The sequence below is a fragment of the Lentzea fradiae genome, assembly GCF_900100955.1.
Classification (GTDB): domain Bacteria; phylum Actinomycetota; class Actinomycetes; order Mycobacteriales; family Pseudonocardiaceae; genus Lentzea; species Lentzea fradiae.
The window spans coordinates 185,238-209,824 of the sequence record NZ_FNCC01000010.1 but is presented as its reverse complement, the minus strand read 5'-3'; the positions used below and the strand labels follow the sequence as shown (position 1 = coordinate 209,824).

The window sequence follows — 24,587 nt, the reverse complement described above, 5'->3', positions numbered from 1 at the left end:
GGCGACGTTCGCAGGCGCGCCAACAAGGCCGTTTCGGGCGAACCACTTCTGGCGGCGATCTTCGCAGGTCGCGGTTTCGCCGATAATCTACATTATGTCAAGTAACGTGGATCTGAGCCTCCTCTACGGGCCCTCCCACCCGCCTTGGGGCCGGCGCCTACCGCTGCGGACGGCCGACGACATCCACGACGTCTGCTTGCTCCTCGACAACGCGTCGCGGCTCGGCCCTCGGTGAGTCGGCAGCGAGTCTCTGACGACGGGTGCGTGCGGCGCCGCGCCGACCCCTGCGTCCCCTGTCGCGCTTCTGGCTTTCGTCACCGTGTCGTTTGGCGTGGCAGTGCCGGGTTCATGATCGATGACTTCGCGAAGCGGTACCTGCACGACGATCTGTGTGAGGTGCGTGAGTCGGTGCTGTGGAAGCTGGACGGGTTGGGTGAGGCGGACGTGCGGCGGGCGCTCGTTCCGTCCGGGACGAGCCTGCTGGGTTTGGTGAAGCACCTGGCGCATTCGGATGCGACGATTTCGGCTCTTGCCGTGGACGCGCCCGGGCATGTGCCGTGGTGGCCGCGTCCTGACGTGATGTTGTTCAACGTTCTGGTGCGCGTGCTGACGGAGACGTGCCGGCACGCGGGGCATGCGGACATCCTGCGGGAGCAGCTCGACGGTGCGACCGGAGAGGGGCGCTGGTAGTCCCCTCTCCCCCAGTTTCGTTGATCTTGTGGGTTCGTTGGTCTCGTGGGTCAGGTGTGCAGGCCGCGCAGGAGGGTGTCGAGGTAGCGGCGTGCGGCGGCGAGCCGATCGGTGGCGTTGTCGCTGTGGACGTAGCTGGCGTAGCTGATGCCGCACATGAGCGGGACCAGGTCGTCGTCGGCGATGTCGCCGCGTGCGGTGCCGGCGTCGCGGGCGCGGTGGAGCAGGGTGGTGCCGATGTCGATCAGGTGTTTCCTGAGTTCGGTGGTGCGGGGCAGGACGTCGGTGTGGCCGGCGCTGACCTTGGCCACGGCGGGGTCGCCGACCTGGACTTCGACGAGGCGGGTGAGGTAGCCGGTGAGGGCCTGCCAGGGGTCTTCGTGGTGGAGTGCCTGTTCGCCGTGGGTGGCGAGGGTTTCGAAGTGCGGCAGGGCGACGGTCTCGAGGAGTGCCTCGGGGGTCGGGAAGTGCCGGTAGACGGTGCCGACGCCGAGTTCTGCCCGGCGGGCGACGTCATTGAGCTGCAGTGGGGTGCCTTCGTCGACGAGTTCGCGGGCGACGGCGACGATGCGGTCCCAGTTGCGTGCGGCGTCCTTCCGCTGTGGCGTCATGGTGCCAGCTTAATTGGATAGGCCATCCGGTACGCGGTGGAGTGGTGCGTGGGTCTCGGTGAGGGCGCGGACGGCGGCGATGGTGCGGGGGTTGGTGGCGGTCTTGTGGGGTGTGACGGGCTGGGTGTCGGGGCCGAGGACGGTGCCGGTGGGCAGGGTGGGGTCGGTGGCGGCGCGGATGGAGGGCCGGGCGGCAAGGGAGGCGGGGCCGGAGGTGCCGCGTTCGAGTGCGCGGCGGACGAGGGGCCAGAGCAGACGCAGGGGTGGGGAGACGATCTTGGGGGTGCGGCTGCTGCCGTCGGTCATGTCGGTGTCGGCGCCGCCGGGGTCGGCCGCGAGGACGCCGATGCCGGTGTCGCGGAGGCGTTCGGCGAGGTCGAGGGTGTAGGTGAGGTTGGCGAGCTTGGCGCGTCCGTACCAGTGGAAGCCGTAGTAGCCGCCGCGGGGTTCGAGGGTGTCGAAGTTCTTCTTGGCGAAGGCGATGGAGCCGGAGGTGACGTTGACGATGCGGGTGGTGAGGACGGGCAGGAGGAGCTCGGTGAGGAGGTAGGGCGAGAGGTGGTTGACGACGAAGGAGGCTTCGACGCCGTCGAGGTGGGTGTGGTCGGGGAACATGGCGCCGACGTTGTTGACGAGGACGTCGAGTGGTCCTTCGGTGGCGATCTGCCGGGCGAGGTCGCGGACTTGGTCGAGTGAGCTGAGGTCGGCCTGGAGGTAGCGGGCCTTCTCCCCCGTCTGGCTGGTGATGGTGTCGGCGGCGTGGGTGCCGCGTTCGGGGTTGCGGCCGACGATGGTGACGGTGTGGCCGGCCTGGGCGAGGCCGAGTGCGGTGTGGAGGCCGATGCCTCCGGTTCCGGCGGTGACGAGTGCGGTGCGGGTCATGGCGACACCTCGATCCGGATAGTGATTCCGCTTCCGTTTCTGACGGTAGCACAGTTGTGGATGAACTATCCGGTTCTGGTGGGTGCAGAATTGCGCCGTGATCCTGGGGGTGGCCGGTCAGGCGGCGGGCATGTTCGCGGTGACCAACGTGGACGACCTGGTGCTGCTCGCGTTGTTCTTCTCGCGGGCGCGGGGCGTCCGGCGGGTGGTGGCGGGCCAGTACCTGGGGTTCTGCGGGATTCTGGTGGTGGCGGTGCTCGGCGCGCTGGGTGCGTCGCTGCTGCCGGAGCAGTTCCGGCCGTGGCTCGGCCTGATCCCCCTGGCTCTCGGGTTGAAGGCGGCGTGGGGGCTGTGGCGCGGGGGTGGCGACTCGGACGAGCCGGTCTCCTCCCCCGGTGTGCTCGCGATGGCCGGGGTGACGCTCGCGAACGGCGGCGACAACATCGGTGTGTACGTCCCGGTGTTCGCGGTGACCGACGCGCTGTGGGTGTACGTGGCGGTGTTCCTGGCGCTGGTGGGCGTGTGGTGCCTGGCCGGGTGGTTCCTGGCGTCACGTCAGGTGGTGGCGCGGGCGCTGGCTCGGTGGGGGCACGTGGTGCTGCCGGTGGTGCTGGTCGGGATCGGGCTGTTGGTGTTGTTCTCGGGGTGAACGGGCCTTCGGTCCGACGTGTTCACACGGGCCAGTGCGGCCGCCGCCGAGTTGGGTCTTCGACGGCCGCCTCCAGGCTGGACGCGATCGCCGACAGTTCCTCCTCGGTGAGGTCGCGCTCCCCCACGTGGCGCAGGACCTCGGTGCGGGAGCAGACGACGACGGCGCCGGTGTGGCGGCCGAGTTCGGCGGCGGCGACGATGCGGGTTGTGCCGTCGTGCACGACCAGGACGGGGTCTGCGGTGTCGGTGTAGAGCAGGCGCTCGATGTCCCGTCCGGTGATGGCCATGCTCAGTCTTGTACGGCTCGGGCGTAGCGGGCCGCAAGGGTGCGAACGTGTGCCACGAGCTCGGGTGGTGAGGTGACCTCGAAGTCGAAGCCGAGCATGCCGATCCACACGGCGAGGTTCTCGACGGAGTCGGAGCCGGTCTCCAGGACGCAGGTGGTGTCGCCGGTGGGGGTGACGGTGCCGACGGAGGGGGTGATGCGGGCGGTGACGTCGGCGGCGGGTGCGTGGATGAGGACTCGGGCGTGGAAGCGCCAGATGGCGGAGCCGACGCGGGTGGCGACGTAGGTGGTGGCGTCGATCTCGCGCGGGGCGAAGCGGGGGCCGAAGGGTGGGGCGGGTGGGCTGATGCGGTCGACGCGGAAGCTGCGCCAGTCGGCGCGGTCGAGGTCCCAGGCGACGAGGTACCAGCGGAGGCCCCAGCTGACGAGGCGGTGGGGTTCGGTGCGGCGGCGGGTGGGGGTGCCGTCGTGGGCGGTGTAGTCGAAGCGGATGGTGTCGCTGTCGCGGCAGACGGCGGCGAGGGTGGACAGCAGTTCCGGGTCGACGGCGGGGGCCTGGTGGACTCGGGGGACCTGCTCGACGTGTTCGAGGGCGGAGACGCGGTGGCGCAGGCGGGAGGGCAGGACCTGTTCGAGTTTGAGCAGGGCGCGCAGGGAGATCTCTTCGAGTCCGGTGACCGGGGTGGTGCGCAGGGCGGCGGCGACGGCGACGGCCTCGTTGTCGTCGAGCAGCAGCGGGGGCAGTTCGGCGCCGGCGCCGAGGCGGTAGCCGCCGAAGGAGCCGGTGGTGGCGTTGACGGGGTAGCCGAGCTCGCGCAGGCGGTCGATGTCGCGGCGGACGGTGCGGGGGCTGATGCGCAGTTCGTCGGCCAGTTCGCTGCCCTGCCAGTCGCGGCGGGACTGCAGGAGGGCGAGCAGGCGCAGCAGGCGGGCCGAGGTTTCCAGCATGCCGCGCACTTTAGGACAGGAGCTGGCCGGGACACACCTGGGTTGTCCGAGGTGTCAGCGGGGTCGTCGCCGGTCACTCTGGGCTCATGGCGCAGTGGGTGGAGGCGGGGCTGTGGGGGTTGGCCGGTGGCGGGGCGCTCGTGCTGGGCGCGCTGGTGGCGTGGTTCCTGCGCGTGCCGCGCGATGTCGTCGCGGTCGTGATGGCGTTCGGTGCCGGGGTGCTGACGGCGGCCGCGGCGTTCGAGCTGGTGGACGAGGCGGAACGGACCGGTGGGCTGCTCGCCACCTCGGCCGGGTTCGCGGGCGGCGCGGTGGTGTACGTGCTGACGAACGTGCTGCTGGCGCGGCGGGGTGCGCGGCACCGCAAGCGCAGCCGTGACCAGCCGTCGGAGTCGGACCAGGCGGGCAGTGGCACGGCGATCGCGGTCGGCGCGCTGCTCGACGGCGTGCCGGAGTCGGTGGTGCTGGGGGTGTCGCTGCTCGGCGGCGGCGGGGTCGGGGCGGCGATGCTCGCGGCGGTGGTCATCTCGAACGTGCCGGAGGGCCTGTCGAGCGTGGCCGGGATGAAGGCGGCCGGGCGCGGGGCCGGGTACGTGTTCGGGGTGTGGGGTGCGATCGCGGTGGCCGGCGGCCTGGCCGCCGCGCTGGGCAACGTGCTGCTGGACGGGGCGTCGCCCCAGCTGGTCGCGGTGATCACGGCGGTGGCGGCGGGGGCGATCCTGGCGATGGTCGCGGACACGATGATCCCCGAGTCCTTCGAGCGGGCCCGCCTCTACACGGGGCTGTGCCTGACGGCCGGGTTCCTGACCGCGTTCGTGGTGGAACGGCTGGGCTGAGCGCGGGCGTCAGGCGCGCCAGACGGTGGCGTCGCGGGTCTCGGTGCTTTCCAGGGTCAGCGGGACGGGGACGTCGTAGTGGGCGCAGCGCACGAACCGGCCGGGTGGCAGGTGGGCGCGGTCGGGGTCGCCGAGCAGCACGAGCGCTCCCCTGGCGGCGGCTCTGGCCAGGAACGGCAGGACGAGCGTGGTGATCGTGGCGTCGTAGAAGACGTCGCCGGCCAGGACGACGTCGGCGCCGAGGGCGTCGCCGTCGAGCTGGTCGCCGGGCAGCGGGGTGACCGCGACGCCGTTGGCGGAGGCGTTGAGCTGCACGGCCGCCAGTGCCGGCGGGTCGATGTCGTTGGCGGTGACGGCGTCGGCGCCGGCGAGCGCGGCGGCGATGGCGACCAGGCCGGAGCCGGAGGCGAGGTCGAAGACCTTCTTGTCGCGCACGAGGCCGGGGTGGTCGAGCAGGTACCGGGCCAGTGCCTGGCCGCCCGCCCACGGGAACGCCCAGTACGGGGGCTGGTCGTGGTCGGTGAGCTCCCACAGGTCCATGGCCTCCGCTGCGCTGTGCAGGAGCACCTCGGGCACCAGCGGCACGGGGATGAGCGTGGTGTTGGCGAGCACGAAGTCGGACAGCGCGGGCGCGGGCATGTCGCAGAAGCTTAGGGGCCGGGTGCGGAGCGGGTTCAGAGGCGAAAGGCCGTAGCGGGCGGGTCAGGTTCCGCCGGTCACGCGCAGGATCGCGCCGGTGGCGTAGGAGGCGTCGGCGGAGAGCAGCCACGCGATGGCGCCCGCGATCTCGTCGGGTTCGCCCGCGCGTCCGAGCGGTACGCGGCCGGCGACGCGGTCCGGGCGGTCGGGCAGGCCGGAGAGCTGGTGGATGTCGGTGCGGATGGTGCCGGGCTGGACGCAGTTGACGCGGATGCCGCGCGGGGCGAGCTCCTTGGCCAGGCCGACGGTCAGCGCGTCGACGGCGGCTTTGGTGGCGGCGTAGTGCACGTACTCCCCCGGGCTGCCCAGGGTGGCGGCGCCGGAGGACACGTTGACGATGCAGCCGCCGGTCATCCGCCGGGCGGCTTCGCGGGCGACGAGGATGGCGCCGATGACGTTGACGTCGACGACGCGGCGCAGGTCGGCGGTGCGCAGGTCGGTGAGCGGGCCCGCCGGTGAGGTGATGCCGGCGTTGTTGACGACTCCGGTGACGTCGTCGCCCGCGGCGTCGAACAGGCGGGCCACGTCGTCCTCGTCGGTGGTGTCGGCCCGCACGGCGAGGACGCCGAGCTCGTCTTCGAGGCGGCGGGCGTCGTCGGCGGCCTGGCGGTAGCCGATCACGACGCGGTGCCCGTCGCGGACGAGCCTGCGTGCGGTGGCGGCGCCGATGCCGCGGCTGCCCCCGGTGATCACCGTTGTCATGCCGCCCACCGTAGGGGCGGCGGCCACCCTGTGCGACAGCGCCCTGTTTCGAGTCGGCCCGTGTGGTGAAGCCCGAGGGTCCGGGTACCCGAACTTAGCTAAGGGTGGCCTTAGTCATCACCCGAACGGAGGTATAGGGTGTGCGGATGAGGTGCTCGACGCTCTCCGACTTCGCGGGTGAACCGCTGGCCGGCACGGCCGCGTCCGCGACGGCGTGGCTGTGCCTGGAGCAGCCCGGACCGTGGGGCCGTGACGCGCTGACCGAGAGCCACCTCGACCCCGAGCTGGGTGCGGAGCTGGGCCGCCGCGCGGCCGGCACCGGGGTGCGCGTGCTGCTGATCCGCCGTCCCGGGCGGCACGCCGACCATCGCCTGCCCTCGCGCCGCCGCCTCTACCTCGCCTCCACCGAGCCCGGCGCCTCCTGGCTGGAGCAGGCCGACCTCGCCTGCCCGGAGGAGGTGCTGGAGCTGGACTTCGAGGCGCTGGGGCAGGGCCGGTCGACCGCGTTCGGCACGCCGGTGACCGATCCGTTGCTGCTGATCTGCACCAACAGCAAGCGCGACGTGTGCTGCGCGCTGTACGGGCGGCCGATCGCCACGGCGCTGGACCTGTGGGAGTGCACCCACACCGGCGGACACCGGTTCGCGCCCACGGGCGTGCTGCTGCCCACGGGCCACCTGTACGGGCGCATCGACCACGAGCTGGCCAAGCGCGTGGTCACCGACGGCATCGTCGCCGACCGCTGCCGGGGACGCTCCTGCTTCACGCCGCACGGCCAGGTCGCCGAGGTGGCGGTGCGGCAGCAGCTCGGTGAGACCCGTGACGTGCTCACGGTCGTGGCCGAGACGCCCGGTTCGGCGACGGTGCGGCACGCCGACGGACGGCAGTGGCGGGTGACGCTGACCGAGCGGCCCGTGCCGGCGCGCCCGGCCTCCTGCGGCAAGTCGCCGGACGTCGCGGTCGCGCTGGTCGCCACGGCCGTCGACCAGCTCGTCGGCGCCCGCCGCGGCTGACCGCCCCGTCCTACGCGGAGCCCTCCGTCCGGGGCGCGGTCGCGGTGAACACGCCGATGCCCAGCGCGTACGGGTCGTCGAGGCCGACGGTCTCGAGCGTCTGCGACGGCAGGGCGAGCAGGGAGAGCGCGACGCCCAGGAAGTAGGCGTCGAGCAGGCCGGTGTCGCGCACGGTGGAGGGCAGCCCGGCCGCCTGTTGCAACGCGGCGGCGGCCTCGGCGTTGGCGAGGACCATGCCCGACAGCGCCTCGCGCACGCCGGGCCTGCGCACGGCCTCCAGGTAGAGCTCGACCATGGCGAGCATCTGGGTGGGGTCGCCGTCGACCGCGCGGCGCAGCAGCGCCGGGTAGAGCTGGGCGACGTCGGCGGCGCTGACGTCGGCGGGGGTGGTCTCGCGCAGCCGGTCGACCGCGGCGCGGTGCAGGGACGTCATGCGGGCCGCGGCGGCGGTGAGGATGGCCTCCCGGGTCGGGAAGTAGTTCTTGGTGGTGCCGATGGGGACGCCCGCCTCGCGGTCGATGGCCCGGTGGGTCAGTCCCCGGCCGCCCTCCACCGCGAGGATCTGGATCGCGGTGTCGCACAGGAGTTCACGACGGCTCACGGTCAGCGACCCTAGCAAGATCACCACGGTCGTGGTGGGCGGGGGCGAACGTGCTGGTCCCGGCGGTCGCGGTGACGGTGCCGCGGTCGACGACGAGGAACAGCCCGCACACGCAGCGCACGTAGGCGACGGGGCCGTGGGTGGAGACGGCGGAGGTGCACGGCCAGTGGCAGGCGGGGCAGGTGGCGATCATGTCCCCCAGCGTGATGTCATGGTCTAGTGCATTTCAACCCTTACGGCGGGGCGGCGGCGGAGCTGGCCGCGAAGCTGGTCAACGCCGACCCCGCCACGGCCCTGTACGACGTGCTGGCGCGGTCGGACTACAAGCCGCTGGTGCCGCTGACCGCACGGCAGGAGCGCGACGTGCGGGACTGGGTGGAGCGGCTGCGGCAGGTCTTCCGCGCCCCGGAGGTCGACCTGCTCAACGAGCTGCTCGCCGAGTCGTCGACCACCCACTACATCTCCACCCACGACGGCCGCGCGCCGCACCTGCACTACGCGCGCGAGGACGCGCCGATCGACGTGCGGATCAAGGCGTACACGGCGGCGGGCATGGCGGCGGTGTTCTGCGAGGACGCCGGACGCATCGGCTGGTGCGGCCGGGAGGGCTGCGGCACGGTGTTCATCGACACCAGCCGCAACGGCAGGCGCCGCTTCTGCTCCACCCGGTGCGCGAACCGGGTGGCGGTGGCCGGGCACCGCAGCCGCCGCTCCGCGTGAGCCACCCGGAGGCGTGCCCCTGAGGTGTGACCCTCTGGAGGTGTGACCCTCTGGAAGCGTGACCGGGCCCGGTCCGGGCACCTAGGGTCACCGATCATGGAGCTGACGGAGCTGTGTTTCGCCGGTGTCGTCAGGCAGGCGCAGGCCGTGCGGTCCGGCGAGGTGTCCGCGCGTGACCTGGTCGCCGCGCACCTGCACCGCATCGAACGGGTCGACCCGCGGCTGGGCGCGTTCCGCGTGGTCTTCGCCGAGCAGGCGCTCGCGCAGGCGGAGGCGCTCGACGCCGCGGGCGCTGACCTGCCGTTGCGCGGGGTGCCGGTCGCGGTCAAGGAGGACCTCGCGGTCGCGGGCCTGCCCACGACGAAGGGCACCAACGCCGCCCACGTTCCGCAGCCCCGCGACTCGGCGGTCGTGCGGCGGCTGCGCGCGGCCGGGGCGGTGGTCATCGGCCGCACCCGGATGCCCGAGCTGGGGCTGTGGCCGTTCACCGAGAGCTCCTGGGCGCCGCCGACGCGCAACCCGTGGTCGCTGACGCACTCCCCCGGCGGTTCCAGCGGCGGGTCGGCCGCGGCGGTGGCGGCGGGGCTGGCCGCCGCGGCGATCGGCACCGACGGCGCCGGGTCGATCCGCATCCCCGCGGCGATGACCGGGCTGTTCGGTCTCAAGCCGCAACGCGGCCGGGTCTCGCTCGCGCCGGAGCCGCGGATGTGGGGCGGGCTGGTCGTGGCCGGTCCGCTCACCCGCACCGTCGCCGACTGGGCACTGGTCGCCGACGTGATCCACGGCGCGGAGCCCGGTGACGCCGACGCCGCCCACCCGCCGCGCACCACGTTCACCGAGGCCGCCCGCACCGACCCGGGACGGCTGCGGGTCGGGGTGTCGCTGCGGCCGTGGGGCCCCGGCATCCCGGTCTCCGGCGAGGTCCGCGACGCCGTGCTCGACACCGCCGCGCTGCTCACCGACCTCGGCCACGACGTGGTGCGGCTGGACCCACCGATGCGCGAGCTCACCGCCTCCACCCAGTTCGCCGTGCGGTACCTGCGCACCGCCCACCTCGCGCGGGCCGGGATGGACCTGCCGGACCTGCTCGAACCGCGCACCCGTGCCGTGGCGGAGCTGGGCAGGCGGCTGCCGCGGGCGCTGACGCGCTGGGCCACCGCGCACGACGCGTCGCTCACCGCCCACGCCGACCGGGTGTTCACCTCGGTCGACGTGCTGCTGACACCGGTGCTGACGCGGCCGCCGATCCGCGTGGGCGAGTGGGCCGACCGCTCCGTCGTGACCGCGTTGCTGGCGGCGGCGCGGTACACGACGTTCCTGCCGCTGTGGAACATCACCGGCAACCCGGCGGCGTCGGTACCGGCCGGGCGCAGCGCGGCGGGGCTGCCGCTGGCGGTGCAGCTGGTGGGCCGCCGCCACGACGAGTGCACGCTGCTGTCGGTGTCGGCGCAGCTGGAACGCGCCCGCCCGTGGGCAGGCCGCGTCCCCTCCGGCCTGGACGCCTAGAAGCCGCGGCGGGCCAGCTCGTCGAGCAGCTCGCGGTCGGCGACGTGGCGGGACTTGATGTGGTCGAGGTAGTCGGCGAACGCGTCGGGTTGCAGGCCGCGCAGCTGCCGCAGCCACTCCACGAGCAGCTCCTGCTCCTCGATGCCGCGGCGCGCCAGCTCGACCTCGACGATGCGCCGGTAGACCTCGACGGCCAGGCGGCCTCCGTCGCGCACGAGGTGGTCGACGAGCTCGGCGCGCAGCGGCGGCCAGTCGTCGGTGTGCACGACCAGGGCGCGCAGCTTGAGGTAGACATCGAAGTTCGGGCGGGAGAAGAACACCTCGCGGCAGATCGCGACCGCGGCCTCCTGCTCGCCGCGGCGCAGGTGCTCCTCCACCGCGAGGTCGAGCAGCCGCGGCATCGCTCCCCTGCCGCCGACGGCGTCGAGGCCGCGCCGCACCCACTCCAGCGCCTCGCCGGAACGGCCGTTGTCCCGCAGCACGGTGGCGACCTGCAGGTAGTGCCAGCCCGAGGACAGGTCCTTGGTGAGCACGAGCAGCTGCAGGTCGACGTCCTCGGTGTACTCGGCGAGCTCCTCCATGACGCGCAGCAACGCCCAGCGGGCGCGGTCGTAGCGGCCGGTCTCCCCGAACTCGATCACCGGCAGCGGCTCGAACAGCGTCACGGCGCGGTCGCGGTAGTGCGCGAGGCCCTCGTCGTCGAGGGCGGCGGCGTAGGCGGCCAGGCCGATGTCGGGGGCCTCGGGGTGGCGCAGCTGCAGGTCGAGCAGCCAGTCGGCGAGCCGGACGGGGTCGGGGCGGGCCGCCGCGCACGCGCGGGCATGGGTGTCGAGGACGCGGTGGGTGAGCTCGGCCAGCTCGACTCGGTGGCGGCGGCTCGTGCCCGCCGCGGCGGCGAGCTGGCCGGCGACGTCCTCGATGAGCGCGACCAGACCGGGTCCGGGGTCGGTGACCAGCAGTGACTGCAGCTCGACCGACACGGCGGTGAGCGTCTGCCAGCGGGCGGGCCAGCCGGTGGTCTCGCTGTCGGCCTCGTCGAGCGCGGAAGCCACGGCGGCGGGCAGCGAATCCATCACAACATCATTCCCGCGTCACCTCATCGAGTGCTACTGATGTCGCCCTAACGGATTTAAGGTGCACAGTCAGTGCGCTGGGGTCTCCAGCTGGGCGAGTTTGCGGGCGAGCACGGCCCGTTCCCGTTCGTTCCCGCACAGCGCGACGGCCCGCTCCAGCTCGGCCCGTGCCTCCTCGGCGCGGCCCAGCCGCCGCAGCAGCTCCCCGCGCACCCCCGGCAGCTGGTGTGAGCCCTTGAACGCCGCCGTGTCCGCGAGCGCGTCCACGATCGGCAGCGCCGCGGCGGGCCCTCGCGCCATCGACACGGCGACCGCGCGGTTGAGGTCCACGACCGGTGACGGGGCGAGCCGGGCCAGGCCGTCGTAGAGGGCGACGACGCGGTCCCAGTCGGTGTCCTCGACCGAGCGGGCCACGGCGTGGCACTCGGCGATCGCGGCCTGCAGCCCGTAGTAGCCGTACCCGCGGCCCGCCCGCGCGGCCTTGGCCAGCGCCGCGCGGCCGCGGGCGATGGCGGAGCGGTCCCAGCGTCGCCGGTCCTGGTCCTGCAGCAGCACCGTCTCGCCGCCGGGGCCGCGGCGGGCGGGGAACCGGGCGGCGGTGAGCTCCAGCAACGCCAGCAGGCTCCACACCTCCGGCTCGCCGGGCATGAGCCGGGTCAGGACGCGGGCGAGCCGCTGCGCCTCCCCTGCCAGGTCCAGGCGCAGCACCTCGTCACCGGAGGTCGCCGACGACCCCTCGGTGAAGATCAGGTAGACGACGCTGAGGACCTGCGCCAGCCGCGCGGGACGCTGCGCCGCCGGCGGCACCTCGAACGGCACCCCCGCGGCACCGAGGGTCTTCTTCGCCCTGGTGATGCGGGCCTGCACGGTCGCCGTGGGCACCAGGAACGCCCGCGCGATCTCGTCGCTGGTCAGACCGCCGATCACGCGCAGCGTCAGCGCCACCCCCGCCTCCGCCGACAGCACCGGGTGGCAGGAGGTGAACATCAGCGCGAGCGTGTCGTCGTCGATGCGGTCCGGGTCCCACAGCACGTCGTCCGGCGCGGGTCCGGGATCGGTGGCGCCGGTGAGAGCGCCGCCCTCGGGCAGGTGGTGCGCCAGGGCGGCGTACTTGGCGTCACGGGTGCCGCGGCGGCGGAACGCGTCGATCGCGCGGCGCCGGCCGACGGTGAGCAGCCACCCCGCCGGGTTGGCCGGCACGCCTTCGCGCGGCCACGTCACCAGCGCCTCGGCCAGCGCCTCCTGGGCGAGGTCCTCGGCCAGCGCGAAGTCACCGGTGTAGCGGGTCAGCGCACCGGTGATCCGCGCGGACTCGATGCGCCAGACCGCCGCGACGGCCTTGCGTCCCGTGGGGTCGCTGCTGCTCATGGCCCCATCAGACCAGAACCGGGTCCGCTCAGAGCTGACCGGTCGACTCGCGCCACGCCCGTTCCTTCTTGATCCACTCGTTGTCCTGCGGGAACTCGTCGACCGTGGTGACGCGGCGGACCTCGGTCTTGAACCCGGCGGCCGACATCGGGGTGCGCTTGGCCCACTCGACCGCGTCCTCGAGGGTCGGCACGTTGATCAGGTAGAAGCCGTTGAACAGCTCCTTGGTCTCCCCGTACGGGCCGTCGGTGACGACGGGCGGCTCGGAGGAGAAGTCGACGACCACGCCCTCCTCGGCTGGGGCGAGCCCTTCCGCGGCCAGCAGCACCCCGGCGTTGATCATCTCCTCGTTGAACCGGCCGACGGTCTCGAGCATCGCGTCGAAGTCCACCTCGCCGAGGTTGCCCCACGCCTCGTCGGAGGTCACGCGCCAGATCAGCATGAACTTCATGTCAGTCACTCCCCGGGGGGTTCGTGCGGGTCCACCGCGGACCCTGTCACGCGGAGGTCGAACGGGCGGGTGGCCCGATCGACACGCACGCGAAAGTTTTCTGTCGTGGCCGGTGAGACGACTGAGCGGTCTGCCCCGGACGTCCGGGGCAGACCGCTCAGGTGAGGGTCGTGCGGGTCAGACCGGGTCGCCGGGCTGGTGCAGCGAGCGCGGCTGCTCGCCTTCCAGCTGCGGCACCGGGGAGGCACCGCCGACCGAGCGCGGCGGGGTGTTGAGCGGGCCCGGCACCTCCTTGCGGGCCACGGCCTCCGCGGCGGCGACCGCCTCGGCGACCTTCGGGTCCGGCGCGGTGTCGAACCAGTCCGCCACCGACTCGTCGTCGTCCTCCGGCCGGGGCCGGGTGTCGGTGTCGACGGGCGGCTCGTAGCGGAAGACGCCGTCGTCGCCGGGCGCGCCGAGCATCTTCGCGAACCCTTCGAGGGCCTTGCCGTAGTCGGACGGGATCATCCACACCTTGTTGGCGTCGCCCTGCGCCATCTGCGGCAGCGTCTGCAGGTACTGGTAGGCCAGCACCTCCGGGGTGGGCTTGCCGTCCTTGATCGCGCCGAAGACCTTCTCGATGGCCTTGGCCTGGCCCTGCGCCTGCAGGTAGCGGGCGGCGCGTTCACCCTGCGCCCGCAGGATCGACGACTGCCGCTCGGCCTCGGCGGCGAGGATCGCGGCCTGCTTGGCGCCCTCGGCCGCGAGGATCTGCGACTGCTTCTGGCCCTCCGCGGTCTTGATGGACGACTCGCGCTGGCCCTCCGCGGTGAGGATCATGGCGCGCTTCTCGCGGTCGGCGCGCATCTGCTTCTCCATCGAGTCCTGGATGGAGGGCGGCGGGTCGATCGACTTCAGCTCCACGCGCGCCACGCGCAGGCCCCACCGGCCGGTCGCCTCGTCGAGCACCCCGCGCAGGTGACCGTTGATGTGGTCACGGGAGGTGAGCGTCTCCTCCAGGCTCATGCCACCGACGAGGTTGCGCAGCGTCGTGATGGTGAGCTGTTCGACACCGACGATGTAGTTGGAGATCTCGTACACCGCCGAGCGCGGCTCGGTGACCTGGAAGTACACGACGGTGTCGATGGACACCGTCAGGTTGTCCTGCGTGATCACCGGCTGCGGCGGGAACGACACGACCTGCTCGCGCAGGTCGATGCGGGCACGCACCTTGTCGATGAACGGCACCATGATGTTCAGGCCGGGCGCGCCGGTGGTGCGGTAACGGCCGAGGCGTTCGATGACGGCGGCCTGCGCCTGCGGGATGACCAGCACCGACTTGACGGCGATGGTCAGCACGAACAGCGCGATGACGGCCACGACCACGAGGGTGATCGGGTCCACGGGGTTCACATCCTCACTACGCGGGGGTCACACGGCCGCGATGACCACGGCGGTCGCTCCCGATATCTCGACAACGGTGACGGCTTCGCCTTCTTCGACCACGGACCCGTCGAGGGTGCGGGCGCTCCAGGTCTCGCCGCCGATCTTGACCTGTCCGCTGTTCTCGTCGACCCGCGACACCGCGACGGCGGTGCTGCCCAGCAGCGCCTCGTGGTGCATCCGGATGCCCGAACCGAGCATCCGCCTCTTCACGAACGGCCGGGCCCCGACGATCAGGCCCACCGAGGTCGCGGCGAACACGAGCACGCTCACCAGGTCGGGCACGCCCACCGCGGACACCCCCGCCGCGGCGAGCGCGGCGGCGCCGAGCATGACCAGCACGAAGTCACCGGAGAGAACCTCGGCGACGACGAGCAGAATCCCGACGATCAGCCAGATCAGCGCGGCCATGAGCCCATACATACACCACGGCGGCCCGCACGCGTCCGACAATCACCGGCGTGGACCCCGGACCGTTGCGAAATCGATCAACTGGCGATATGTCCGATTCGCCGGGTGGCGGAGCGCGATGGGCCCGATGCCCGGCCCCGCTGCTCCACCCACGCCGCGCTCACCACCGCCGTGCGGTGCACTTCCGCGGAACGGGCTACTCCTGCGGGACGGTGACGAAGTCGATGAGCCGTTCGACGGCGCCGAGCAGGTCGGACTCGATGTCGCGGTAGCTGCTCACCGCGCCCAGGACCCGCTGCCAGCCCTCCCACGGCTCGCCCCAGCCCAGCCGCTCGCACACGCCGGTCTTCCAGTCGACGCCGCGCGGCACCCGCGGCCAGGCGTCGATGCGCACCGCGGCCGGTTTCACCGCCTGCCAGATGTCCACGTACGGGTGGCCGGTGACCAGCACGTTGTCGTCGCGGATCTGCTCGACGAGGCGGTGTTCCTTGGTGCCGGCGACGAGATGGTCGACCAGGACGCCGAGGCGGCGGTGGGGCGCGGTGCCGAACTCGGCGATGCGCCGGGGCAGGTCGTCGACGCCGTCGAGGGGCTCGACCACGATGCCCTCGACGCGCAGGTCGTGACCCCACACGCGTTCGACGAGCTCGGCGTCGTGCTTGCCCTCGACCCAGATGCGGCTGGCCTTGGCGGTCTGCGCCCGCAGCCCCTCCACCCGCACCGACCCGGACGCGCTCAGCCTCCGCCCGGCCGGCCGCGGGGCGGGGGTGACGAGGGTGACGGGCCTGCCGTCGACGAGGAACCCGGCGGGGGTCAGCGGGAACAGGCGGTGCCGGCCGTGGCGGTCCTCCAGCACGACCCTGCCCTGCTCGACCCGCACGACGGCGCCGCAGAAACCGCTGGCGGGGTCCTCGACGACCAGGCCCGGTTCGGTGGGGATCTCGGGGACCTTCTTGCGCTTCGGGGTGGACAGCACGTCGCGGCCGTAGTCGTGGGAACGCACGCCGCCGACCCTATCCGTAGAAGGGGGCGAAGACGGCGAGCCACTCGTGGACGCGGTCCAGGTCGACGTCGGCGCCGTGCAGGTCGTAGCCGTCGTGCACGAGGTCGGTCCAGTCGAACGCCGGGTCGCCGACGCAGGGCCGCGGGTCGATGGCGACGGGTCCGCGCGGGCCCCGCAGGACGTTGCCGGGGTGCAGGTCGCCGTGCAGCAGCACCGGGGTGACCCGGTCGGCGGCGAGCTCGCGGGCGCGCCGGTGCTCGGCGGCGTGGTAGGTGCCGGTACGGCGGGGCAGCAGCGTCTCGAACAGGAAGTCGACGCGTGCGCTCAGCGGCGGGAACCCCTGCGGCGGCGCGATGTGCAGCCGCGGCAGCACCCTGGCGGGGTCGGGCGCCGGGGTGCCGGGGTCGAGGCGTTCGAGCAGCAGCGCGCCGCGGGCCAGGTCGGTGTCGAGCAGCCCGACCGCGGCGGGGGTGGCGTCCCAGGCGGTCAGGGCGCGTGCCTCGGCGGCGGCCAGGTCGTGGTCGGGGGTGAGCTTGAGGACCGCGGTGGCGCACAGGAACGTGGCGCTGGTGCCGCCGGGCAGGTGCGCGGTGACGGTGAGGTCCCAGCGTTCGGCCAGGCGGGCGACGAGGCCGGGCAGCGCGTCGACCCAGCCGGTGACGCCGTCGCCGAAGCGGCGCACGAGCCGGGCGCGCGCGTCCTCACCGATCACCGTGCCGCTCACCGGAGGCGGGTCTCAGGCCAGGGTGCCGGCTGCCTGCTGGCGGCGGAACTGGTACTCGGCGAGCGCGGGCCGCCACAGGCCGGCGTTGTCGAAGCAGGTGCCGAGCAGGTCGAGGTCGTCGTTGCCGGCGGCGATGGCGACCCTGCCGTCGACGACCCACCGGTTGGCCGGCAGCAGCGGCACGGGCCAGCCGACGACGACGAGCCGGTCGCACACCAGGCGCTGCAGGCGGCCGCCGTCGTTGTCGATGATCACCGCCGGGGTGTCGAGGTCGAGGTCGCGCACCGTGGCGTGCGGGTAGCGGCGCACCCCGATGTCGGCGAGCGCGTCCGCGCCAGGTCCGATCAGGTGAACCGGGCCGAATCGGTGTGCCAGGCAGGCGGCGGCGCGTGGGCCGAGTTCGGCCGTCCCGACCACGACGATGCGTTCCGAATAAGTCATGTCCCCCGTGTCCCGCATTCAGAATTCGAACGTTTCCGCAGCTCAGAACGCCAACCAAAAGATAGGGGCAGGGTGATCCGCCCGTCAACGCCCGAATTCTGAACAGCGAATCAACAATAGTGGCGTTGTGCGGGTGTGGTGACTTTCTGCGCTTTCGGGTGCGGTGGTGTGCGCGGGTGTCAGAACGCGGGCCACGGGATGGCGGGCCAGTCGCCGGAGGGTTCGGGGTAGACGCCCGCGGCCAGCAGCTTGTCGGCGCGGTCGGCGACGGCGCGGACCTCGGCGCGGGTGAGGTGGTCGTGCAGCGCCTCGCCCAGGTCGCCGGCGAGGGCGGAGCGCAGCCGCCGCAGCGGGTCCAGGACGTGCTCGGGCAGCGGTTCGCGGGCCCAGCCCCACAGGACGGTGCGCAGCTTCGGTTCGGCGTGCAGGCAGATGCCGTGGTCGACGCCGTGGACGGAGCCGTCGACGCCGTGCAGGACGTGCCCGCCCTTGCGGTCGGCGTTGTTGACCACGACGTCGAAGGCCGACATCAGCGCGATGCGCGGGTGGTCGGCGTGCACGAGCACGGCCGGGTCGCCGAAGCGGTCGTGGGCGTGGAAGACGGGGATCCAGCCGGGTTTGACGTCGTCGACACCGACGATGTCGACGAGCTCGTCCTCCTCGCGGGTCTCGACCCACAGCTGCACCATGCCGTCGCCGAACGGGCCGGGCCGCAGCACCGTCGGCGGCACGACGTCCATGCCCGAGGCGGCCGAGATGAGGTAGGTGGCCACCTCACGGCCGGCGAGGGTGCCGTCGGGGAAGTCCCACAGCGGCCGCTCGCCGCGCACGGGCTTGTAGACGCACTGGGCGTCGACGCCGTCGAGGGAGATCTTGCAGAACAGCGTGGCGTTGGAGGCGTCGACGAGCCTGCCCTCGACCTCGATGCGGCCGCGGGTGAGTAACTCGATGGCCGCGGCGGTGTCCACGTCAGTCTTCCTCGGTGCGGCGGTAGCCGTTCTGCCGCGGGCAGATGTGGCCGTCCGGGTCGAGCGGTTCGGCGCACAGCGGGCAGGGTTTGCGGCCGGCGTTGACGACGCGGTCGGCGCGTTCGGCGAAGGCACGGGCCGCGGACGGCGACAGGAACACCCGCACGGCGTCGGGGCCTTCCTCGGTGTCGTCGAGCACGACGGCCTCGTCGACCTCCTCCTCGGAGATCGCGAGCAGCTCGATGACGACGGCCTTGGACTCGGCGTCCCAGCCCAGCCCCATGGTGCCGACGCGGAACTCCTCCTCGACGGGCACCTCGAGCGGTTCGGTGTCGAGGTCGTCGGGGGGTGCGTCGTCGGGCACGTCGGTGCCGAAGCGGCGGTGCACCTCCTCGAGCAGCGAGCCGATGCGTTCGGCGAGGACCTGGACCTGCTGCTTCTCGAGCGCGACGCTGATCAACCTGCTCTGCTCGGAAGCCTGCAGGTAGAAGGTGCGGTCGCCGGGCTGCCCGACGGTTCCTGCGATGAACCGGTCGGGTGCGCGGAATACGTGAATGACGCGAGCCATGGCACCTACGACCCTAGGCCACGCGGAGATCGTCGGCAGGTCCTCCCCCACCGAACACTCCGCGTATAGGGTCGGGTTGTGGTGAAGATCGCTTCGTACGGGACGTGGACCTCGCCGATCAGCGCCGGCGACACCTCCAAGCCGGGGGGTGGGTTCCAGTGGGCCTGCCTCGACGGTGACAGGGTGTGGTGGGCGGAGAGCAGGCCCGCCGAGGGTGGCCGGGTGGCGCTGGTGCGCGACGGGGTGGACGTGCTGCCCGCGCCGTGGAACGCCCGCAACCGGGTGCACGAGTACGGCGGCAGGCCGTTCGTGGTGCTGGCGGAGGACCGGGTGGCGTTCACGCACTGGGACGACCAGCGGGTCTACGTGTTCGACCCGGCCGGGGGCGAGCCGGTGGCGCTGACGCCGCAGCCGCGGCGCCACCACGGTGTCCGCTACGCCGACCTGTCGGCGGGCCCGGACGGCGAGGTGTGGTGCGTGCGGGAGACCATCACCGGTGACGCCCGCACCGACGTGCGCCGCGACCTCGTCGCCATCACACCTTCGGGTGAGATTCGGGTGCTGGGGGCGTCGCACCACTTCATGACGGGCCCGAAGATCAGCCCGGACGGCACGAAGTTCGCCTGGATCGGCTGGGACCACCCGCGGATGCCGTGGGACGGCACCGAGCTGTGCGTCGCCGAGGTCGGGTCCTCGCAGCACCGGGTGGTGTCCGGGTCGGAGACCGAGGCGGTGTGCCAGTTCGAGTGGGAGGACGACTCACTGCTGGCGCTGACCGACCCGGACGGCTGGTGGAACCTGTTCCGGATCTCCCCCGACGGCAGCCGCCGCAACCTGGCGCCGTGCGAGCAGGAGCTGGGCGGGCCGATGTGGCGGCTGGGCAACCGCTGGTTCGCGACGCTGTCGCCGGGCCGCTACCTGGTGGTGCGGTCGGGGCACCTGGCGGTGCTCGACGAGCGCAGCGCGACGGTCACCGACGTGCAGACGGACCTGCCGACGTGGGCGCCGGAGCTGTGGGTGCGCGACGGCGTGGTGGTCTGCGGCGCGGCCGGTCCGGCCAGCGAGTTCGCGGTGGTGCGCCTGGACCTGTCCAACGGGGAGCTGACCTACCTGACCGGCGGCGAGAGCTCCGGGCACGACGCGTACCTGCCCGTGCCGCAGGAGCGGATGTTCGGTGAGATCCCGGCGTACGTGTACCCGCCGTCGAACCCGGACTTCGCGGCACCGGAGGGTGAGCTGCCGCCGTACGTGGTGCACGTGCACGGCGGCCCGACCGGCAGGGCGCTGCCCAAGCTCGACAGCGACATCGCCTACCTGACCAGCCGCGGCATCGGCGTGGTGGCGGTGAACTACGGCGGCTCGACCGGCTACGGGCGGGCGTTCCGGGAGCGGCTGCGCGAGCAGTGGGGCGTGGTGGACGTGGAGGACTGCGCGCACGTGGCGCAGCAGCTCGCGAAGGAGGGCACGGCGGACCCGGCGCGGCTGGCGATCCGGGGCGGCTCGGCGGGCGGCTGGACGTCGGCGGCGTCGCTGACCTCGACCGGCGTGTACCGGTGCGGGATGGTGGCGTTCCCGATCCTGGACCTGGCGGGCTGGACGTCGGAGGGCGGCGAGACGCACGACTTCGAGTCCCGCTACGTGGAGGGCCTGGTGGGCAGGATGCCCGAGGCCGCGGACCGCTACCGGGACCGGTCGCCGTCGACGAAGGCGCGGTCGGTGTCGGGCCCGGTGCTGCTGCTGCAGGGCCTGGAGGACGAGATCTGCCCGCCGGAGCAGGCGGACCGCTTCGCCGCGGACCTCGCCGGGTCGGGCATCCCGCACGCGTACCTGCGGTTCGAAGGCGAGCAGCACGGGTTCCGCAAGGCGGAGACGATCAAGGCGGCGCTGGAGGCGGAGCTGTCGTTCTACGGGCAGGTGTTCGGGTTCGTGCCGCCGGGCGTGCCGGTGCTGGAGCTGTCGCGGTGACGGGGTCGCCGTGACCCCGCTGGTGCCGGGTGACCGGGTGGCGCTGGTGTCGCCGGCGGGCCCGGCCGCGGCGCCGCGCCTCACCGCCGGGGCCGGGGTGCTGCGCTCGTGGGGCCTGGAGGTGACGGCGCCGCGGGTGCGGCCGTGGTCGCTGCCCTACCTGGCGGGGCCGGACGAGGCGCGGGCCGCGGAGTTCACCGCGGCGTGGCGGTCGGACGTGGCGGCGGTGTTCTGCGTGCGCGGCGGCTACGGGTGCCTGCGGATGACGGACCTGGTGCCGTGGAAGGACCTGCCGCCGCGGGTGTTCGTGGGCTCGTCGGACGTGACGGTGCTGCACGCCGAGCTGAACGCGGTGGGGATGGCGACGGTGTTCGGGCCGATGCCGGGCACGGCGGACTTCGTGGACGACCCGCTGGCGCAGCAGCGGCTGCGGGCGCTGCTGTTCGACGGGACGCGGTCGTGGACCTCCGGTGTGCCGGTGGTGCCGGGGGTGGCGCGCGGGGTCCTGACGGGCGGGAACTGCTCGCTGCTGGCGGCGGCGGTCGGCGGGCCTCGGTGGGCGCGGCCGGTGGAGGGGTCGCTGGCGTTGCTGGAGGACGTGGGCGAGGAGCCCTACCGGCTCGACCGGCTGCTCACGCAGCTGCTGCGGGCGGGCTGGTTCGAGCCGGTGTCGGGCATCGTGCTGGGGTCGTGGACGGGCTGCGGTGACGTGGCGGCGGTGCTGCACGACCGGCTGGCCGGACTCGGGGTGCCGATACTGGGCGAGTTCGGGTTCGGCCACTGCGCCGGGTCGTGGTCGCTGCCGCTGGGGGTGGCGGCGGAGCTCGACGCGTCAGCCGGGACGGTGACGCTGCTGTAGCGCCGCGGTGCGCAGCCGGTCGGTCTGCCGCCCGATGTCGTCGATCTGCCGGGCCAGTCCGGGCTGGCCGTCGCGCAGCCCCGGCCCTGCCTGCGACAGGGGGCCGAGCAGGCCCGCGGCGTCCTGGCCGCCCAGCGCCCGCTGCACGGCCGGGTCGTGCGGCCCGACCTGCGCGGCCAGGGTGCGCAGCACGGCGGCGTTCTCCCGCGCCCAGGCGGCGACGGCTTTGTCCCCGGCGCGGCGGTCGCGTTCGGCCTGGACGCGTTCGTCGCCGGTGCCGGTGTCCTCGGTGCGCCGCACGCGCAGGTACCGCTTCTCGGCGGCCTGGCGGCTGGCGACGCCGAGGGCGGGGGCGAGGTCGGCCCAGCTGGTGCCCAGTGCCCTGGCGGCCTCGATGAGCTGGGGCTCCCAGCCGGACAGCTCGTCGCGCAGCTGCCGCAGCAGCATGAGGGCGGAGAGCACCTCGGTGGCGCTGCCGGGCCGCGCGGCCGCGGCGCGCACCGTCTCGTAGTCGTTGGCCGGGTCGTTGTCGTGTGGTGGCATCGTCATCATGTCATCCTTCCGATGACATCAGGGGTTGTCATCGTTCCGACGACATGCTACAACAGTGGTGCAGCGCATTGACAGTCCGCGAGAGACAAACAGGAGGTGTCAGATGTTGATGCGCACTGACCCGTTCCGTGAGCTGGACCGCCTGACGCAGCAGGTGTTCGGGGGTTCGGGCACGTGGTCGCGTCCCACGGCGATGCCGATGGACGCCTACCGCGACGGGGACCAGTTCGTCGTCTGCTTCGACCTTCCGGGCGTGTCGCCCGACGCGATCGAGCTGAACGTCGAGCGCAACGTGCTGACGGTCAAGGCGGAGCGCCGGCCGGTGGGCGCGGACGTGGAGATGCAGGTGTCGGAGCGGCCGCTGGGCGTGTTCTCGCGGCAGCTGTTCCTGGGCGACACCCTCGACACCGACCACGTCGACGCCCAGTACGACGCGGGTGTGCTGACGCTGCGCATTCCGGTCGCGGAGCGCGCGAAGCCCCGCAAGATCGCGATCACCGCGGGCGAGCAGGCGCCCAAGCAGATCGACGCGTGAGTGCCCCTGGTGGGCGGCGGCCGTCCGGGTGAGGCCGGGTAGGCTTCCGCCCGCCATGAGATCCCAGCCCCAGTGGGCGGCGCTGGACGTCTACGCGTCCAACACCGACCTCTACGCCGATCCGCGCCTGGTGGACCGGGTGGACTACCGGCGCCGGTTCAAGCGGCACCGGCCCCGCACCGCGTCGGTGGTGCTCGCCCCGCACGGCGGCGGCATCGAGGTCGGCACGTCGGAGCTGTGCGTCGCGGTCGCGGGGTACCACCCGTCGACGCGGATGCCGATCGGGCAGACGCACGACTACTGGATGTTCGAGGGCCTGCGGTCGTTCGCGAACGACGAGCTGCACGTGACCTCGTCGCACTGCGACGACCGCGTGGCCCGTTCTCTCGTCTCCGGTGCCCAGCACGCGCTGGGCCTGCACGGCTGCACGTCGGCGGCGGCGGGCCTGGAGGACCACGACCGGGCGGTGCTCGTCGGTGGCCGTGACGCGTTGCTGCGCCTGGAGCTGCTCGCCGCTTTGCGCCGCGCCGGGTTCCACACGATCGACGCCGTGGACCACCCGGTGCTGGGCGGCTACGACCGGGCGAACATCGCCAACCGCACCCGGTCGCGGCAGGGCGGGCAGCTGGAGCTGACCACTCCCCTGCGCACGGCGATGTTCGAGGAGAACTCGCGGTCGGACCGGCGGCACACGACGACCGAGGTGTTCTGGGGCTTCGTGCACGCCTGCCGGGCGGCGCTGGCGGCCCGCGAGGCGCTCAACAACTGACCCCGCCGCCCCCTCGCCGCGCCTCACCACACCGCACGCGGGGCCCTTTCGTACTGTCACACAGTACGAAAGGGCCCCGCGTGCGCGAATGAGGTGGGCGTGCGGGGTGGGCGTTGAGGGTTACAGGTACTTCTTGAGTTCGCGCTTGGCCAGGGACATGCGGTGGACCTCGTCGGGGCCGTCGGCCAGGCGCAGGGTGCGGGCGGCGACCCAGAGTTCGGCGAGCGGGGTGTCCTGGCTGACGCCGCCGGCGCCGTGGGCCTGGATGGCCTTGTCGATGACCCATTCGGCCATCGCGGGGGTGCCGATCTTGATGGACTGGATCTCGGTGTGGGCGCCCTTGTTGCCGACGGTGTCCATGAGCCAGGCGGTCTTGAGGACGAGCAGTCGGGCCTGTTCGATGCGGACGCGGGACTCGGCGATCCACTCCTGCACGACGCCCTGGGCGGCGATGGGCTTGCCGAAGGCGACGCGGGAGACGGCGCGGCGGCACATCAGCTCGAGGGCGCGTTCGGCCATGCCGATCAGGCGCATGCAGTGGTGGATGCGGCCGGGGCCGAGGCGGGCCTGGGCGATGGCGAACCCTTCGCCTTCCCCGGCGATGAGGTTGGCGGCGGGGACGCGGACGTCGTCGAAGACGATCTCGGCGTGGCCGCCGTGGGCGTGGTCGCCGTAGCCGAAGACGTGCATGGCGCGTTTGACGGTGACGCCGGGGGTGTCGCGGGGGACGAGGATCATGGCCTGCTGGCGGTGGCGGTCGGCGTCGGGGTCGGTCTTGCCCATGACGATGAAGATGGCGCAGTCGGGGTTCATGGCGCCCGAGGACCACCACTTGCGGCCGTTGACGACGTAGTCGTCGCCGTCGCGGTCGATGCGGGTGGCGATGTTGGTGGCGTCGGAGGAGGCGACGTCGGGTTCGGTCATGCAGAACGCGGAGCGGATCTCGCCGTCGAGCAGCGGCCGCAGCCACTGCTTCTTCTGCTCGTCGGTGCCGAACATGGCGAGCACTTCCATGTTGCCGGTGTCGGGGGCGGCGCAGTTGAGGGCCTCGGGGGCGAGGTGGGGGCTGCGGCCGGCGATCTCGGCGAGCGGCGCGTACTGGAGGTTGGTGAGTCCGGCGCCGTGTTCGGGGTCGGGCAGGAAGAGGTTCCACAGGCCGCGGCGGCGGGCCTCGGCCTTGAGGTCGGCGATGATCGGCTGGCGCTGCCACGGGTCGGTGGCGTCGTGCAGCTGCTGCTCCAGGACGGCTTCGGCCGGGTAGACGTGGGAGTCCATGAACTCCAGCAGGGTGGCGCGCAGCTGTTCGGTCTTGGCGTCGAAGGCGAAGTCCATG

29 protein-coding genes and 1 pseudogene are annotated in these 24,587 nt (G+C 72.8%); 10 read left to right on the top strand and 20 right to left on the bottom strand.

The window, feature by feature from the left end; translation table 11 throughout:
* Nucleotides 1–348 precede the first annotated feature (348 nt).
* Nucleotides 349–669, top strand: a pseudogene (locus tag BLT23_RS24425) (mycothiol transferase); the annotation flags it as partial.
* A 71-nt stretch (nt 670–740) separates the two neighbouring features.
* Here the strand turns inward: BLT23_RS24425 and BLT23_RS24420 are convergent.
* Nucleotides 741–1,301: a TetR/AcrR family transcriptional regulator gene (locus tag BLT23_RS24420; protein WP_090052512.1), complete on the bottom strand. Its 561-nt coding sequence runs from the start codon at nt 1,299–1,301 to the stop codon at nt 741–743.
* 9 nt (nt 1,302–1,310) lie between these two features.
* Entirely contained in the window at nt 1,311–2,183 is an 873-nt protein-coding gene (locus BLT23_RS24415) for an SDR family NAD(P)-dependent oxidoreductase (RefSeq protein ID WP_090052509.1), read from the bottom strand.
* 97 nt (nt 2,184–2,280) lie between these two features.
* Here BLT23_RS24415 and BLT23_RS24410 point away from each other — a divergent pair, with 97 nt between their 5' ends.
* Nucleotides 2,281–2,832, top strand: a complete 552-nt coding sequence (locus BLT23_RS24410) for a cadmium resistance transporter (protein ID WP_245744134.1) — start codon at nt 2,281–2,283, stop codon at nt 2,830–2,832.
* A gap of 22 nt (nt 2,833–2,854) precedes the next feature.
* Here the strand turns inward: BLT23_RS24410 and BLT23_RS24405 are convergent, their stop codons facing one another.
* Together BLT23_RS24405 and BLT23_RS24400 are read right to left on the bottom strand one after the other, a co-directional pair.
* A complete protein-coding gene (locus BLT23_RS24405) occupies nt 2,855–3,121 on the bottom strand; it encodes a hypothetical protein (protein ID WP_090052507.1) in 267 nt (88 codons plus the stop codon).
* A gap of 2 nt (nt 3,122–3,123) precedes the next feature.
* Complete coding sequence (locus BLT23_RS24400) at nt 3,124–4,068, bottom strand: helix-turn-helix transcriptional regulator (protein ID WP_090052505.1); 945 nt, start codon at nt 4,066–4,068, stop codon at nt 3,124–3,126.
* A gap of 86 nt (nt 4,069–4,154) precedes the next feature.
* Here BLT23_RS24400 and BLT23_RS24395 point away from each other — a divergent pair, with 86 nt between their 5' ends.
* Nucleotides 4,155–4,904, top strand: coding sequence for a ZIP family metal transporter (locus tag BLT23_RS24395; protein WP_090052503.1), 750 nt, complete (start codon nt 4,155–4,157; stop codon nt 4,902–4,904).
* Between the two features lie 9 nt (nt 4,905–4,913).
* On the opposite strand, the gene BLT23_RS24390 is transcribed toward BLT23_RS24395, so the two are convergent.
* A complete protein-coding gene (locus BLT23_RS24390) occupies nt 4,914–5,543 on the bottom strand; it encodes a class I SAM-dependent methyltransferase (protein ID WP_090052501.1) in 630 nt (209 codons plus the stop codon).
* Nucleotides 5,544–5,606: 63 nt separating this feature from the next.
* Complete coding sequence (locus BLT23_RS24385; protein WP_090052499.1) at nt 5,607–6,305, bottom strand: SDR family NAD(P)-dependent oxidoreductase; 699 nt, start codon at nt 6,303–6,305, stop codon at nt 5,607–5,609.
* A gap of 146 nt (nt 6,306–6,451) precedes the next feature.
* On the opposite strand from BLT23_RS24385, the gene BLT23_RS24380 reads away from it, so the two are divergent.
* A complete protein-coding gene (locus tag BLT23_RS24380; protein WP_090052497.1) occupies nt 6,452–7,318 on the top strand; it encodes a ferredoxin family protein in 867 nt (288 codons plus the stop codon).
* 10 nt (nt 7,319–7,328) lie between these two features.
* Here BLT23_RS24380 and BLT23_RS24375 read toward each other — a convergent pair whose 3' ends face one another.
* Together BLT23_RS24375 and BLT23_RS40125 are read right to left on the bottom strand one after the other, a co-directional pair.
* On the bottom strand, nt 7,329–7,919 hold the full coding sequence (locus tag BLT23_RS24375; RefSeq protein ID WP_245744133.1) for a TetR/AcrR family transcriptional regulator: 591 nt from the start codon (nt 7,917–7,919) through the stop codon (nt 7,329–7,331).
* On the bottom strand, nt 7,906–8,112 hold the full coding sequence (locus tag BLT23_RS40125) for a hypothetical protein (RefSeq protein ID WP_143036020.1): 207 nt from the start codon (nt 8,110–8,112) through the stop codon (nt 7,906–7,908). Before BLT23_RS40125 ends, BLT23_RS24375 begins: the two co-directional genes overlap by 14 nt.
* 26 nt (nt 8,113–8,138) lie before the next feature.
* Here BLT23_RS40125 and BLT23_RS24370 point away from each other — a divergent pair, with 26 nt between their 5' ends.
* Nucleotides 8,139–8,639, top strand: a complete 501-nt coding sequence (locus BLT23_RS24370) for a CGNR zinc finger domain-containing protein (protein ID WP_090052495.1) — start codon at nt 8,139–8,141, stop codon at nt 8,637–8,639.
* A gap of 96 nt (nt 8,640–8,735) precedes the next feature.
* Nucleotides 8,736–10,145 carry an amidase family protein gene (locus BLT23_RS24365; protein WP_090052493.1) on the top strand — a complete coding sequence of 470 codons (1,410 nt, stop codon included), beginning with the start codon at nt 8,736–8,738 and terminating at the stop codon, nt 10,143–10,145.
* On the opposite strand, the gene BLT23_RS24360 is transcribed toward BLT23_RS24365, so the two are convergent.
* The 10 genes from BLT23_RS24360 to BLT23_RS24315 all read right to left on the bottom strand — a co-directional run bounded on the left by BLT23_RS24360 (nt 10,142) and on the right by BLT23_RS24315 (nt 18,574).
* Nucleotides 10,142–11,218, bottom strand: a complete 1,077-nt coding sequence (locus tag BLT23_RS24360; RefSeq protein WP_090052491.1) for a tetratricopeptide repeat protein — start codon at nt 11,216–11,218, stop codon at nt 10,142–10,144. The genes BLT23_RS24365 and BLT23_RS24360 overlap by 4 nt on opposite strands.
* Nucleotides 11,219–11,287: 69 nt before the next feature.
* On the bottom strand, nt 11,288–12,586 hold the full coding sequence (locus BLT23_RS24355; protein ID WP_090052489.1) for an RNA polymerase sigma factor: 1,299 nt from the start codon (nt 12,584–12,586) through the stop codon (nt 11,288–11,290).
* A gap of 28 nt (nt 12,587–12,614) precedes the next feature.
* Nucleotides 12,615–13,037: a YciI family protein gene (locus BLT23_RS24350; protein ID WP_090052487.1), complete on the bottom strand. Its 423-nt coding sequence runs from the start codon at nt 13,035–13,037 to the stop codon at nt 12,615–12,617.
* 177 nt (nt 13,038–13,214) lie between these two features.
* A complete protein-coding gene (locus tag BLT23_RS24345) occupies nt 13,215–14,420 on the bottom strand; it encodes an SPFH domain-containing protein (RefSeq protein ID WP_090052932.1) in 1,206 nt (401 codons plus the stop codon).
* A 27-nt stretch (nt 14,421–14,447) separates the two neighbouring features.
* Nucleotides 14,448–14,870, bottom strand: coding sequence for an NfeD family protein (locus tag BLT23_RS24340; protein WP_090052485.1), 423 nt, complete (start codon nt 14,868–14,870; stop codon nt 14,448–14,450).
* A 196-nt stretch (nt 14,871–15,066) separates the two neighbouring features.
* Nucleotides 15,067–15,873 carry a DUF3097 domain-containing protein gene (locus BLT23_RS24335; RefSeq protein WP_090052483.1) on the bottom strand — a complete coding sequence of 269 codons (807 nt, stop codon included), beginning with the start codon at nt 15,871–15,873 and terminating at the stop codon, nt 15,067–15,069.
* A 10-nt stretch (nt 15,874–15,883) separates the two neighbouring features.
* Nucleotides 15,884–16,597, bottom strand: a complete 714-nt coding sequence (locus BLT23_RS24330) for an aminoglycoside phosphotransferase family protein (RefSeq protein WP_090052482.1) — start codon at nt 16,595–16,597, stop codon at nt 15,884–15,886.
* Between the two features lie 12 nt (nt 16,598–16,609).
* Entirely contained in the window at nt 16,610–17,038 is a 429-nt protein-coding gene (locus BLT23_RS24325; protein WP_090052480.1) for a hypothetical protein, read from the bottom strand.
* A gap of 179 nt (nt 17,039–17,217) precedes the next feature.
* The gene (locus tag BLT23_RS24320; RefSeq protein WP_090052478.1) at nt 17,218–18,006 is read right to left on the bottom strand and encodes an SCO1664 family protein; all 789 of its coding nucleotides are present in this window, start codon (nt 18,004–18,006) and stop codon (nt 17,218–17,220) included.
* 1 nt (nt 18,007) lies between these two features.
* On the bottom strand, nt 18,008–18,574 hold the full coding sequence (locus BLT23_RS24315) for a DUF3090 domain-containing protein (protein WP_090052476.1): 567 nt from the start codon (nt 18,572–18,574) through the stop codon (nt 18,008–18,010).
* 78 nt (nt 18,575–18,652) lie between these two features.
* On the opposite strand from BLT23_RS24315, the gene BLT23_RS24310 reads away from it, so the two are divergent.
* Nucleotides 18,653–20,539: a dipeptidyl-peptidase 5 gene (locus BLT23_RS24310; protein WP_090052474.1), complete on the top strand. Its 1,887-nt coding sequence runs from the start codon at nt 18,653–18,655 to the stop codon at nt 20,537–20,539.
* Nucleotides 20,540–20,549: 10 nt separating this feature from the next.
* On the top strand, nt 20,550–21,398 hold the full coding sequence (locus BLT23_RS24305; RefSeq protein WP_090052472.1) for a S66 peptidase family protein: 849 nt from the start codon (nt 20,550–20,552) through the stop codon (nt 21,396–21,398).
* Here BLT23_RS24305 and BLT23_RS24300 read toward each other — a convergent pair.
* Entirely contained in the window at nt 21,372–21,947 is a 576-nt protein-coding gene (locus BLT23_RS24300) for a hypothetical protein (RefSeq protein WP_143036019.1), read from the bottom strand. The two genes, BLT23_RS24305 and BLT23_RS24300, sit on opposite strands and share 27 nt — an antisense overlap.
* Nucleotides 21,948–22,053: 106 nt before the next feature.
* Between BLT23_RS24300 and BLT23_RS24295 the strand changes: the two genes are divergently transcribed.
* Both BLT23_RS24295 and BLT23_RS24290 read left to right on the top strand, forming a co-directional pair.
* Nucleotides 22,054–22,485 carry an Hsp20/alpha crystallin family protein gene (locus BLT23_RS24295; protein ID WP_090052468.1) on the top strand — a complete coding sequence of 144 codons (432 nt, stop codon included), beginning with the start codon at nt 22,054–22,056 and terminating at the stop codon, nt 22,483–22,485.
* A 55-nt stretch (nt 22,486–22,540) separates the two neighbouring features.
* Nucleotides 22,541–23,254: a poly-gamma-glutamate hydrolase family protein gene (locus BLT23_RS24290; protein WP_090052466.1), complete on the top strand. Its 714-nt coding sequence runs from the start codon at nt 22,541–22,543 to the stop codon at nt 23,252–23,254.
* 120 nt (nt 23,255–23,374) lie between these two features.
* Here BLT23_RS24290 and BLT23_RS24285 read toward each other — a convergent pair whose 3' ends face one another.
* Nucleotides 23,375–24,586 (bottom strand): acyl-CoA dehydrogenase family protein, encoded by a 1,212-nt coding sequence (locus BLT23_RS24285; protein WP_090052464.1) that lies wholly within the window; start codon nt 24,584–24,586, stop codon nt 23,375–23,377.
* Between the last annotated feature and the right edge of the window lies 1 nt (nt 24,587).

What these genes read in the sequence shown, in the direction of transcription:
- BLT23_RS24420 (WP_090052512.1), bottom strand. Translation starts at nt 1,301, where the DNA reads ATGACGCCACAGCGGAAGGACGCCGCACGCAACTGGGACCGCATCGTC.
- BLT23_RS24415 (WP_090052509.1), bottom strand. Translation starts at nt 2,183, where the DNA reads ATGACCCGCACCGCACTCGTCACCGCCGGAACCGGAGGCATCGGCCTC.
- BLT23_RS24405 (WP_090052507.1), bottom strand. Translation starts at nt 3,121, where the DNA reads ATGGCCATCACCGGACGGGACATCGAGCGCCTGCTCTACACCGACACC.
- BLT23_RS24400 (WP_090052505.1), bottom strand. Translation starts at nt 4,068, where the DNA reads ATGCTGGAAACCTCGGCCCGCCTGCTGCGCCTGCTCGCCCTCCTGCAG.
- BLT23_RS24395 (WP_090052503.1), top strand. Translation starts at nt 4,155, where the DNA reads ATGGCGCAGTGGGTGGAGGCGGGGCTGTGGGGGTTGGCCGGTGGCGGG.
- BLT23_RS24390 (WP_090052501.1), bottom strand. Translation starts at nt 5,543, where the DNA reads ATGCCCGCGCCCGCGCTGTCCGACTTCGTGCTCGCCAACACCACGCTC.
- BLT23_RS24385 (WP_090052499.1), bottom strand. Translation starts at nt 6,305, where the DNA reads ATGACAACGGTGATCACCGGGGGCAGCCGCGGCATCGGCGCCGCCACC.
- BLT23_RS24380 (WP_090052497.1), top strand. Translation starts at nt 6,452, where the DNA reads ATGAGGTGCTCGACGCTCTCCGACTTCGCGGGTGAACCGCTGGCCGGC.
- BLT23_RS40125 (WP_143036020.1), bottom strand. Translation starts at nt 8,112, where the DNA reads ATGATCGCCACCTGCCCCGCCTGCCACTGGCCGTGCACCTCCGCCGTC.
- BLT23_RS24365 (WP_090052493.1), top strand. Translation starts at nt 8,736, where the DNA reads ATGGAGCTGACGGAGCTGTGTTTCGCCGGTGTCGTCAGGCAGGCGCAG.
- BLT23_RS24360 (WP_090052491.1), bottom strand. Translation starts at nt 11,218, where the DNA reads ATGGATTCGCTGCCCGCCGCCGTGGCTTCCGCGCTCGACGAGGCCGAC.
- BLT23_RS24355 (WP_090052489.1), bottom strand. Translation starts at nt 12,586, where the DNA reads ATGAGCAGCAGCGACCCCACGGGACGCAAGGCCGTCGCGGCGGTCTGG.
- BLT23_RS24350 (WP_090052487.1), bottom strand. Translation starts at nt 13,037, where the DNA reads ATGAAGTTCATGCTGATCTGGCGCGTGACCTCCGACGAGGCGTGGGGC.
- BLT23_RS24340 (WP_090052485.1), bottom strand. Translation starts at nt 14,870, where the DNA reads ATGGCCGCGCTGATCTGGCTGATCGTCGGGATTCTGCTCGTCGTCGCC.
- BLT23_RS24325 (WP_090052480.1), bottom strand. Translation starts at nt 17,038, where the DNA reads ATGACTTATTCGGAACGCATCGTCGTGGTCGGGACGGCCGAACTCGGC.
- BLT23_RS24315 (WP_090052476.1), bottom strand. Translation starts at nt 18,574, where the DNA reads ATGGCTCGCGTCATTCACGTATTCCGCGCACCCGACCGGTTCATCGCA.
- BLT23_RS24300 (WP_143036019.1), bottom strand. Translation starts at nt 21,947, where the DNA reads ATGACGATGCCACCACACGACAACGACCCGGCCAACGACTACGAGACG.
- BLT23_RS24295 (WP_090052468.1), top strand. Translation starts at nt 22,054, where the DNA reads ATGTTGATGCGCACTGACCCGTTCCGTGAGCTGGACCGCCTGACGCAG.
- BLT23_RS24290 (WP_090052466.1), top strand. Translation starts at nt 22,541, where the DNA reads ATGAGATCCCAGCCCCAGTGGGCGGCGCTGGACGTCTACGCGTCCAAC.
- BLT23_RS24285 (WP_090052464.1), bottom strand. Translation starts at nt 24,586, where the DNA reads ATGGACTTCGCCTTCGACGCCAAGACCGAACAGCTGCGCGCCACCCTG.